This is a genomic window from Desulfosporosinus sp. OT, assembly GCF_000224515.1.
Taxonomy (GTDB): domain Bacteria; phylum Bacillota; class Desulfitobacteriia; order Desulfitobacteriales; family Desulfitobacteriaceae; genus Desulfosporosinus.
On record NZ_AGAF01000258.1, the window covers coordinates 1 to 8,322 of the forward strand.

17 protein-coding genes are annotated in these 8,322 nt (G+C 42.2%); all 17 read right to left on the reverse strand.

Annotated elements, in window-relative coordinates; translation table 11 throughout:
• A partial coding sequence (gvpJ, locus tag DOT_RS24975; protein ID WP_009624375.1) for a gas vesicle protein GvpJ occupies window positions 1–196 on the reverse strand: 196 nt, incomplete at its 3' end.
• A 151-nt stretch (window positions 197–347) separates the two neighbouring features.
• Window positions 348–746 (reverse strand): gas vesicle protein, encoded by a 399-nt coding sequence (locus DOT_RS32840; protein ID WP_009624376.1) that lies wholly within the window; start codon window positions 744–746, stop codon window positions 348–350.
• Window positions 747–761: 15 nt separating this feature from the next.
• A complete protein-coding gene (locus DOT_RS24985; protein WP_009624377.1) occupies window positions 762–1,094 on the reverse strand; it encodes a gas vesicle protein K in 333 nt (110 codons plus the stop codon).
• 12 nt (window positions 1,095–1,106) lie between these two features.
• Window positions 1,107–1,838 carry a GvpL/GvpF family gas vesicle protein gene (locus tag DOT_RS24990; protein ID WP_009624378.1) on the reverse strand — a complete coding sequence of 244 codons (732 nt, stop codon included), beginning with the start codon at window positions 1,836–1,838 and terminating at the stop codon, window positions 1,107–1,109.
• The gene (locus DOT_RS24995; RefSeq protein ID WP_009624379.1) at window positions 1,835–2,035 is read right to left on the reverse strand and encodes a gas vesicle protein; all 201 of its coding nucleotides are present in this window, start codon (window positions 2,033–2,035) and stop codon (window positions 1,835–1,837) included. The genes DOT_RS24990 and DOT_RS24995 overlap by 4 nt, the downstream gene beginning before the upstream one ends.
• The gene (locus DOT_RS25000) at window positions 2,028–3,107 is read right to left on the reverse strand and encodes a GvpL/GvpF family gas vesicle protein (RefSeq protein WP_009624380.1); all 1,080 of its coding nucleotides are present in this window, start codon (window positions 3,105–3,107) and stop codon (window positions 2,028–2,030) included. The genes DOT_RS24995 and DOT_RS25000 overlap by 8 nt, the downstream gene beginning before the upstream one ends.
• Window positions 3,104–3,313 (reverse strand): gas vesicle protein GvpG, encoded by a 210-nt coding sequence (locus tag DOT_RS25005; protein ID WP_009624381.1) that lies wholly within the window; start codon window positions 3,311–3,313, stop codon window positions 3,104–3,106. Before DOT_RS25005 ends, DOT_RS25000 begins: the two co-directional genes overlap by 4 nt.
• A gap of 44 nt (window positions 3,314–3,357) precedes the next feature.
• A complete protein-coding gene (locus tag DOT_RS25010) occupies window positions 3,358–4,092 on the reverse strand; it encodes a GvpL/GvpF family gas vesicle protein (protein WP_009624382.1) in 735 nt (244 codons plus the stop codon).
• A 47-nt stretch (window positions 4,093–4,139) separates the two neighbouring features.
• Entirely contained in the window at window positions 4,140–4,415 is a 276-nt protein-coding gene (gvpO, locus tag DOT_RS25015) for a gas vesicle protein GvpO (RefSeq protein ID WP_009624383.1), read from the reverse strand.
• Window positions 4,416–4,430: 15 nt separating this feature from the next.
• Window positions 4,431–4,655, reverse strand: a complete 225-nt coding sequence (gene gvpJ, locus DOT_RS25020) for a gas vesicle protein GvpJ (protein ID WP_009624384.1) — start codon at window positions 4,653–4,655, stop codon at window positions 4,431–4,433.
• A gap of 105 nt (window positions 4,656–4,760) precedes the next feature.
• The gene (locus DOT_RS25025; RefSeq protein ID WP_157998520.1) at window positions 4,761–5,000 is read right to left on the reverse strand and encodes a hypothetical protein; all 240 of its coding nucleotides are present in this window, start codon (window positions 4,998–5,000) and stop codon (window positions 4,761–4,763) included.
• 5 nt (window positions 5,001–5,005) lie between these two features.
• The gene (gene gvpN / locus DOT_RS25030) at window positions 5,006–5,890 is read right to left on the reverse strand and encodes a gas vesicle protein GvpN (RefSeq protein ID WP_009624386.1); all 885 of its coding nucleotides are present in this window, start codon (window positions 5,888–5,890) and stop codon (window positions 5,006–5,008) included.
• A 5-nt stretch (window positions 5,891–5,895) separates the two neighbouring features.
• The gene (locus DOT_RS25035; RefSeq protein ID WP_009624387.1) at window positions 5,896–6,258 is read right to left on the reverse strand and encodes a hypothetical protein; all 363 of its coding nucleotides are present in this window, start codon (window positions 6,256–6,258) and stop codon (window positions 5,896–5,898) included.
• 69 nt (window positions 6,259–6,327) lie between these two features.
• Entirely contained in the window at window positions 6,328–6,534 is a 207-nt protein-coding gene (gene gvpJ, locus DOT_RS25040) for a gas vesicle protein GvpJ (RefSeq protein WP_009624388.1), read from the reverse strand.
• Window positions 6,535–6,838: 304 nt separating this feature from the next.
• A complete protein-coding gene (locus tag DOT_RS25045; protein ID WP_157998521.1) occupies window positions 6,839–7,288 on the reverse strand; it encodes a hypothetical protein in 450 nt (149 codons plus the stop codon).
• A gap of 212 nt (window positions 7,289–7,500) precedes the next feature.
• Complete coding sequence (locus DOT_RS25050) at window positions 7,501–7,728, reverse strand: hypothetical protein (RefSeq protein ID WP_009624390.1); 228 nt, start codon at window positions 7,726–7,728, stop codon at window positions 7,501–7,503.
• 203 nt (window positions 7,729–7,931) lie between these two features.
• A partial coding sequence (locus tag DOT_RS25055) for a DUF6385 domain-containing protein (RefSeq protein ID WP_009624391.1) occupies window positions 7,932–8,322 on the reverse strand: 391 nt, incomplete at its 5' end.

An 8,322-nucleotide genomic window follows, 5' to 3' on the forward strand; every position in this document is an offset into this window, starting at 1 on the left:
GATGCCCGGTGGTTAGCCCTACTGCGCAAGCATATCTCAAGAAGCTATTAACACTAGCAATCACAATACGCAGATCTACCGTTAAAAGTTCGATGCCGACAAGAGAAACCCTTACATACCCGTCTATGACTACCCCCTTTTCCAGAATACGGTCTACAACTTCAGCTAAGCTTGAGGAATCGACATCCTTCTTCATACATTTACCCTCCTCTTTTTCTCCTTGACCTTGTCCTACCATATCCTATGTCTCACCGCGGACAAGGGTGATTAAAATCTCCGTTTTTTACCTCGTAAACTAAAGACAAGACTACAGGGAGGGCTTTCGCCCCCCCTGTTAACCCAATTATTTAATTTCGGTATTTTGGTCTTTTTATTAATTCTTTCTCTATTTTAACCATAGAACTGGCTTCGGCGACTTCCTCTTCCGATGATTTGATAGGTACCGACTCTTCATTCCTGGTAATCACCTGTTCTGTGTTTGCGGTAATCACCTGTTCCGTATTTCCGGTGATCGCTTGTTCGGGTACTCTCGCCCTTGACGAAAGATAAGGATCATGTGCCCACCAGTCAATCCCCATTTCTTTGGCTTTGTCCACGGACGCCACAAGCAAACGTATCTTGATATTCAGTAACTCAACATCAGCCAAAGATATTTTTATATCCCCGGCAATCACGATTCCCTTGTCTAAAATTCGTTCTAAGAGATCTCCTATCCCACTACTGTTATTTGAGTGTTGAATTGCCACGCCCCTTCCTCCTCCCTACATAAGATTTCCTAAAGGCCCCAGATCAATGTTTAGATCTTCTTCTTTTAGGCCAAATATCTCGCGCATCTCAACCATTTTGTTATCTAATTTCAAGAAGGTTTCACCCATTTCTTCGATTTCCCGTTCCGTTAATGTCCCTCCATCAATGCGCCGCAAAGCTTCGTGTTCCATGACTCTCCTTAATAGCTCCACCACAGTAAGTACAAGTTTTGCAAGTCCCTGATCCGCATTATCTTGATTGGTATTAACGCGGCCAATCTTGCCTTGCTCTTCAAAATCTCTCAGACACTCGGCAATCTTAATACCGGATTCGTCATCCTCAATCATGAGGTAACCCTCCTATCCCCAATTTAAAGATTCGTGAAGAAGAAAACTTTCCGGCTTTAACGCAAATGTACTAAAATGAAACGGTGGCCACGGTCCCGTCCATTCATCTGTGAAATCGGTTTCATCTAAAAGGGTTTGTAATTCGCTGCTAAACTCTTGCTGGAAGCTATTAGGCACTAAAAACCCGAGGTTAATTCCAGCTTCTCGCATTTGCGGGATTTCGGACCAATAATCCTTTATCCACGGAGTTAACCGTAAACAAAATCGCGAAATAACTGCTCGAGCCTGTAACACTTCTTTCTCTAGTAATTGATGCCTTACCCTCATCCGAGCAAGATATTCCTTGCCACTTTGCACGTTTTCTTTTAGTGGAGTATATGCTATATGAGGGAACCCCTGATTTTTATTCGTAATAGTCAAACAATACTCCGAACATCCTTCCACTTTGTCAAAACATAAGTCCAGTTCACATTTATAAGCTCGTAACAGCTCAACCAAGTGAACTTCTTTAGAGACACTCACTCCGGATTGTATCGGTAACACCGTTAACTGAAGATCTTGGATTTGTTCAAACCACTGCAACATAGCCGCTAGAAACTCCTGTTTCGTAGTGAATATCTCCTTTGGGGATTTACTCCAAATTACACTGTGTGCACCCAGCGTTGTCAATTCGGTTGAAAATGGCAGTTTGCTGGTTAGACCCGTGCAATTACGTATAAAACCCAAAAGATAGAGCCGTTTCATAGATTCACGTCTTTCTTCAAATTATTCCCTTCGAGCATTGTCTGTACTGAGGTAAGAACCAGTTTCAAATTCAAATAAACCAAATCAACATTTCCACAGCTAAGAATCAAATCACCTGAGATAACGACTCCTTTATCCAGCAATTTCTCTACAACTTCAAGGATCGTTACTTGTTTTGAATTTGCAATATCACCCACCCATAATTTCCTCCTCATTATTTAACCGCGAAAAATGATAGGGAGGCCAAGGACCGGACACATCTAATATAAAGCCTAAAGGATCAGCAATTTCGTCGAATTCTACAAGCTTCCTATCCCATTCCACACGGCGTTCCTGCGCTATTAGATAATGCGCTGCAAAAACAACATTCTGTCCCTCCGGCACAAGCACTCCAGCCCTATCTAAGAGGCTCACTTCTGCAGAAATATTGTTTAAGTCTTGATACAAAGATTCGCCATAGTCTTCCAAAATCCGCTCCGTTTCCTCTTGCATCTTCTTCTCCCATTGACGTTTCTGAAAATACCCCCCTCCGCTTTGCTCACCAGAATACGGTCGATCTTCCTGGAGCTTTTTTAGAAGCCGCTTACGATTGACAAATAGTTTAACATGCATCTCATTGTGATTTTCTAACCTTTGCAAATCATCTTGTAACACTTCGGCATTCTGGGTTAATTGTCGTTTGATATTTACCTCATCCGTAAAAATCGTACAAAATGGCAGGGGAATAACAGACCTGCCCTCCATTGCTTTCAATAACGTTTCTTCGTGCCGCCGCGCATGACTCTCTACCCAGGCCATATCCTCCATATAGCGATGGAGGGACTCTTCAGTGTACTCTTCGCGAGGGACTGGGCAGACAAGCATACCCAGATTTCCATTTTCTACAATGCGACATGGCCTGTCCTCCATGCCAAGCAAATCAACCATAGTCTCTTGATTTGCTTTAATAATGCCAAACGCGTACAAAACCTCTTCATCAGGCTCAGCTCTTGTAAAAACACACACTTTACTAGGTTGAGAAGCATTATTGAGCCCACTGACTAGATCTTGAGGCAGAGAGTTCTCTTGCTCAACTCCTGAGGCTGCTAGATGCTCTGTTGTAGAAACGGCTGGACAAGATTGAGCTTGAAAAAGGCCCTGGATTACAGCTTCACCTGCCTCTCTCAAACGTTCCATAATAACTTCTTCCAATTCCATGCTAACCTTGTCCGCGCACTGATTCACAAGCCGCTCTACGTTCTTTTCCCATTCTCCAAGGGACCATTTCATTCTTCAATCCCTCTTTCCTGACCTGCTATCAGTCGTTCGAAGAGTCGCTTTTCATATTCACGATACTCCTCTGGTGTAATTTCTTTATTCTCCAGCCTGTACTGCCACTGACTAAGTTCTCGCCGTATGGCTTCAGGGCTATAGTACTCTGCTTCTGCATGCTCAACAACTTGTTTGATTGCCCAAATTGGAAATCTAAAAAACATACCGTATCCGTCCTCCAGGCCAAAGAATAATGAAGAATTTGTTTCTACTTAACAAAATGATGAGGTGCCCAAGGGCCCGTATATTTAAAAATCATAGTATCCGAGTGCTTTTCATATAGAACACCAACCGCTTGATCAAAATCCTCTTCTTTCTGGCGTTCAACCAAATATACTCCGTCAAATGCTTGAAACTCATCCATTGGATCTTTAATCACCCACTCAGCGGCTAAAGGACGAAGCATTGCCAAAAACGTCTTTTCTAATTCTTTACGCTCGTAATCCGCAACTTCCATAATTGCCTTACCAAACTCCACAACATCGTAACCCTGGCCTTCTCCTCTCTCTAAAGCTTTCTTCCAACGACTCAAGCGTTTGTTTTTCATCATCGTTTCTTGGAAGCTTTCTTTCTTCCACCAAACCTTGAGTTCGACTTCTATTTTGTTGTCAAGGTTGGTAAGCAACTTCAAGTAACCCTTTTTCTCTCTCTTAAGAACCTTACGGATTTCTTCCTCTCTATCAAATAAGGTTCCAAAACGCAAAGGAATTACCGTGGTGAGCTTAATAACTTGACAAAGTACCTCCGTGTAGCGACTCATACTTTCTCTTGTTGCCGTTGCCATAGATTCCGCTGCCAACGCCATCGTTTCCAATGTAATGTCAGCGCAGAGCATCCCCAGTTCCCCTTCAACAACAAGACAAGGCGGCTCTTGGTTAGGACCTAGTTTTAAAGACTCAATTTTAAGGGAGTCTGCCCGAATGATACCGTAAGCGTAATACAAATTCCCCACCCCTTAGCTAAAAAAGAAAGTCATGTTGCGACACGACTTTAGAATTCTTCGTCATCTATTTGGCCAATTTCGTCTCGTTCGCGTAAGCTAACCCTCTTGTATCCTAAAATTTCCAGACTAGCACTGACTTCTACCTCATAAATCCCTACAACGTCATCAAGAGCACGCCGCCGCTGATAGTCAGAATCCTCGATAGTTTCAACATGCACCATCCAGCCGTTTTCGCGCCGCCTCACGCCGATCACATTAGCCTCCTTTTCCAGAACACTTTGGAAGAAGGTTTTTACATCGTTGACCAATTGTTGGATATCCATGCTTCATCTCCTCCTTTAATACTTCATTATCGAGGAAGAGTCAGCAAGGGTAAGCCCGATGGCGGAAGCGTATTTTAGATAAGTATCCACTGAAGCGATCACAATACGCGCTTCAATGGTAATGAGTTCGATTCCAACCAATGAAATCCTGACAAAGGCATCAATGACAATTCCCTTGTCAAGAATGCGGTCAATGACCTCCGCCAAACTACTTGACTCTACGCTTTTACTTAATGCCATGATCTGACCCCCTCCCTAACCTTGCCTACGACATATATATGATAGGGATCAGAAATCATGACAAAAGTTCCACATTGTTTTTCTTTTAAGACCGAACATTACGACTTAATCGTCAATACGTAGGTCGTGCACACGCATTTTTAGTGTTCGATCAAGTTTCCGTAACTCCTTTTTAACGACCAGTACCCTTTCCTCTATCACACTGATCCGTTTAGCTATCTCCGTTTGTTCGACCTCTAGTCGATGGAGTTCCTGGTCATACACATGCATCTGGAAGAAGCTTGGTGCATGATCACGGATTGGAGGTCGAACCAGCTTTGGCCTTAAAGGTGGAGCATGACGCATCATTTTCACTTCCTATCGTCTGGGGTGTATCTATCTAATTCCTTTTCAATAAGTTCAGCAAGCACAGAATTGCGTTCGCCTTCGTTTTCATTGAAAATTTCCGATCCAATAACATCTATTAAGATCTGGTAGAATAAAGGATTTGAGCGGACAGGTTTTGATCCATTCGTTGCTAAGATTGTAGCGACCATAATTGCCGCACGAATACTAGGCTTCTTGACCCCATTCTCTCGAAGTCCACGTATGATATCTACAACTCGAGCCGCTTCACGCCATGGCAAACCTGATCGACCTGCAACAATAGCTACCTCAGATTCATGATCTAAATTTTTTATCTCTATAGTGATAACACGGTCTTTCAATGCATCCTGAAGCACGTGCACCCCTGCATATTCTGATGGATTACTGGTAAAAAGTACTGTGAAATCAGGGTGGACAGTTAAACTTGTCTCTCCTTTTTGAAGCGCAGTTAGATCCAAAGTCTTCTCCTGTAGAACTGAAAGAAGTACATTATTTGTTTCTGGTCTGGAACGAGTGAAGTCGTCATAGACAAAGGTATGGCCGTTTCTGCAAGCATGAGTTATCCTGCCATCATACCAAACACTGTCCATAGATTCTTCGGCCTTCCAAACAGAATGAACATAGTTGTCGAGCAATTTCTTCCTGCGCATTCCCGAGTTCCCACCGACTAAGTCAGAAGGTTTATACTCATCATTGCCCTGAAGCGTTACAATCGGGCGACCCAAAAGTTCAGCGATATGCATTGCCAGGGCAGTCTTTCCCGTTCCGGCCGGCCCACAAAAATGAACGGCATAACCGGCTTGGAGATAGAGCAAAGCGCGGTTCGTTAAGTCCCTAAAATATGCAGTTTCGATAAATGCATCTGGCAATTGCCTTACCCCCCTGTACGCTTTCTTAACAGATAACCTCCCGCTTCGTACCAGCCCTTCAATTCTTCTCCCCGCTCATTCAACCATGTTCTCATTTCATCGATTTGCAAAGCTCTATTGGCCTTCAAATCCTGCTCCATGGTCTTCCTTTCTCCTCTATACTTATTTAACAAACCACTAGTGTCCTGAAGAATTTCTGTTCTAGCGATCTGTTGATTAGTACTATCAATGTTTCGTAGCTTAACAAGTTCTTTCCGATCACTTATTACCTTTGTCCGAATATCTGAATGGAGTGTATCTAATTCAAAATTACGTTGATCGAAGTCCTGGCATAATACACGCCCTAATTCGGCAAGATTCATGCTCATCATTTCTTCTCCTTTATAATAATAAATGGGAGGGAGTCTTTCCCCCTCCCCAACAAACCTCATCCAATTTTAGAATTCGTGATGGAGTTCTGTTAAACCAACCGCTGCTGCATATCTCAGCCAGGTGTTAACACTCGCAATGACTACACGAGCATCGATCGCAAGAAGTTCAATCCCCACAAGAGAAACACGTACATATGCGTCAATAACGATACCTTTGTCTAAGATGCGATCTACAACTTCTGCTAAGCTCGAGGAATCAATGTCTTTTTTCATTCCATTTAACCTGCCTTTCTAAATTAAAGAGGAGATTTTGGGGAATATCGCTAGCACAGCCCTTCCATCCTCCCTTACTCGTAATTTATGTCTGTTGTAGAAAAGGTGTGAAAGTTTTTCAGCAATTAATTTCCCCGCTCCATGTTCTTTACACTGTATGTATCTAAGACGATTATGGTTACCTGATCCATAATATAGATAAAAATTCCTACTTTTTGAACACCGATTCCGATAAAACAGATAACAGAAAAAACTTGGCCGATTGCTACTTTTAATACGACCCATGGTTGAACGTTAATTTTTTCTAAATTAGAAGGTTATACTTATTCCATTTTTGTATCAGCTGATTTGCAACCTCTTTAAAATCTGATTTGGGAGTAAAAACAATTTCATGTTCACCATATTCATCCATTATTGAGATGCAAAGGTATTGACGTTCTACGTCGGGATATTCAGCTTTCTCTATGTTTTTGTTATATCGTTTAGGCAACTCAGAAAAAATTTTGATTGAATTGATTTGGGAAAATAGAAAAGCTTTGCGATTAAAAGCTATTGCATCCCTAGGGTGAAGAGACATTGCCATCGACCCCCTTGTTAACTCCGGATGACTACCGATCATTATGACTAATTTCGCCATATAAGGTTTACCATACATTTCATCGATCTCTTTAAATCCTGAACGTGATTTTAGTATAATAATAAGTACTACTAAAAACAGAATGCCGCAAAAACTAAGAGTTATCAAACCAACCACCTCTTCCTTTACCTCACTTTCACAATATTCTCGGCATGGGGTCCCCTATTAGCATATTTATAATTAATAAAATTGCTACCTGAATTAAGTCTCTCTCTTCATCATTCCTAAGCTAATCAGGTTTTTAGCGGGTATAAATATAAAAAGAGGCTAAAGATAGTGCTTATGCCTATCTTCACCTCCATAATCAATATATTTTATTGTCTATGTCTTTATGAATTGTCTTTAAGGCGATCGACTAGCTTTTCCACCATTATCCGCAGATCATTTTTCACACGTTCTGCCTTCACACTAACATTTAGGAAATCCAGTGCTCCGACGACCGATCCGCAGTCGGCACACTGAACAAAGAGTACTGCTCGTGTGGTTCCCTCCAGATTATTAGCGTGGACAACCTCAAATTTACTACCTCCACATTTTATGCATTGAGATTGCGCCATTACTCACCCACCCCCTTACTCTTAGGCTAAAGCATATTTACATACACTCCTACCAATCCAATTTTCTTTAGCTTAAATTTCAGTATAGTGTTCGCTATCTCGACGGAAAGTTTTATATCGTGCTACTTCAATATTAAGATGTAATAGAAAGTGCATTATTACGTATTAGAGCCCGGAATTCCCGGGCTTTTTCTTTTCGTATTCTACAACTCTCCCTGGAAGAAAATATTCAAGGTGACTGCACTGGCTGCATCCACCGCACTGTAGAATACTCGCGCGTACTTTAAAAATATTGACGTGACTAAAGTTGTCAATGAACTCTGGTTAATCGTGACAGGACCTGCTTCATCCAACCAGTTTGTCCCATCCGGGCTGATCTGCATTTTTACTAGGGCTTGGGCGTTTGCATCTAATGATTCATTGACTACGCCAAAGGTCCATTCCCGAACCCCTAACACGGTATAAGTTGTATCCCCACTCCCTGTCGTATCTGTGATATTAGCACGAGTTGTGGATACATCTGTCGTAGCGCTGATAATGGCAAGTCCTGGAGATGTGATGAGCAGACCACTGGTCGGCGGGGTTATCGCCAGA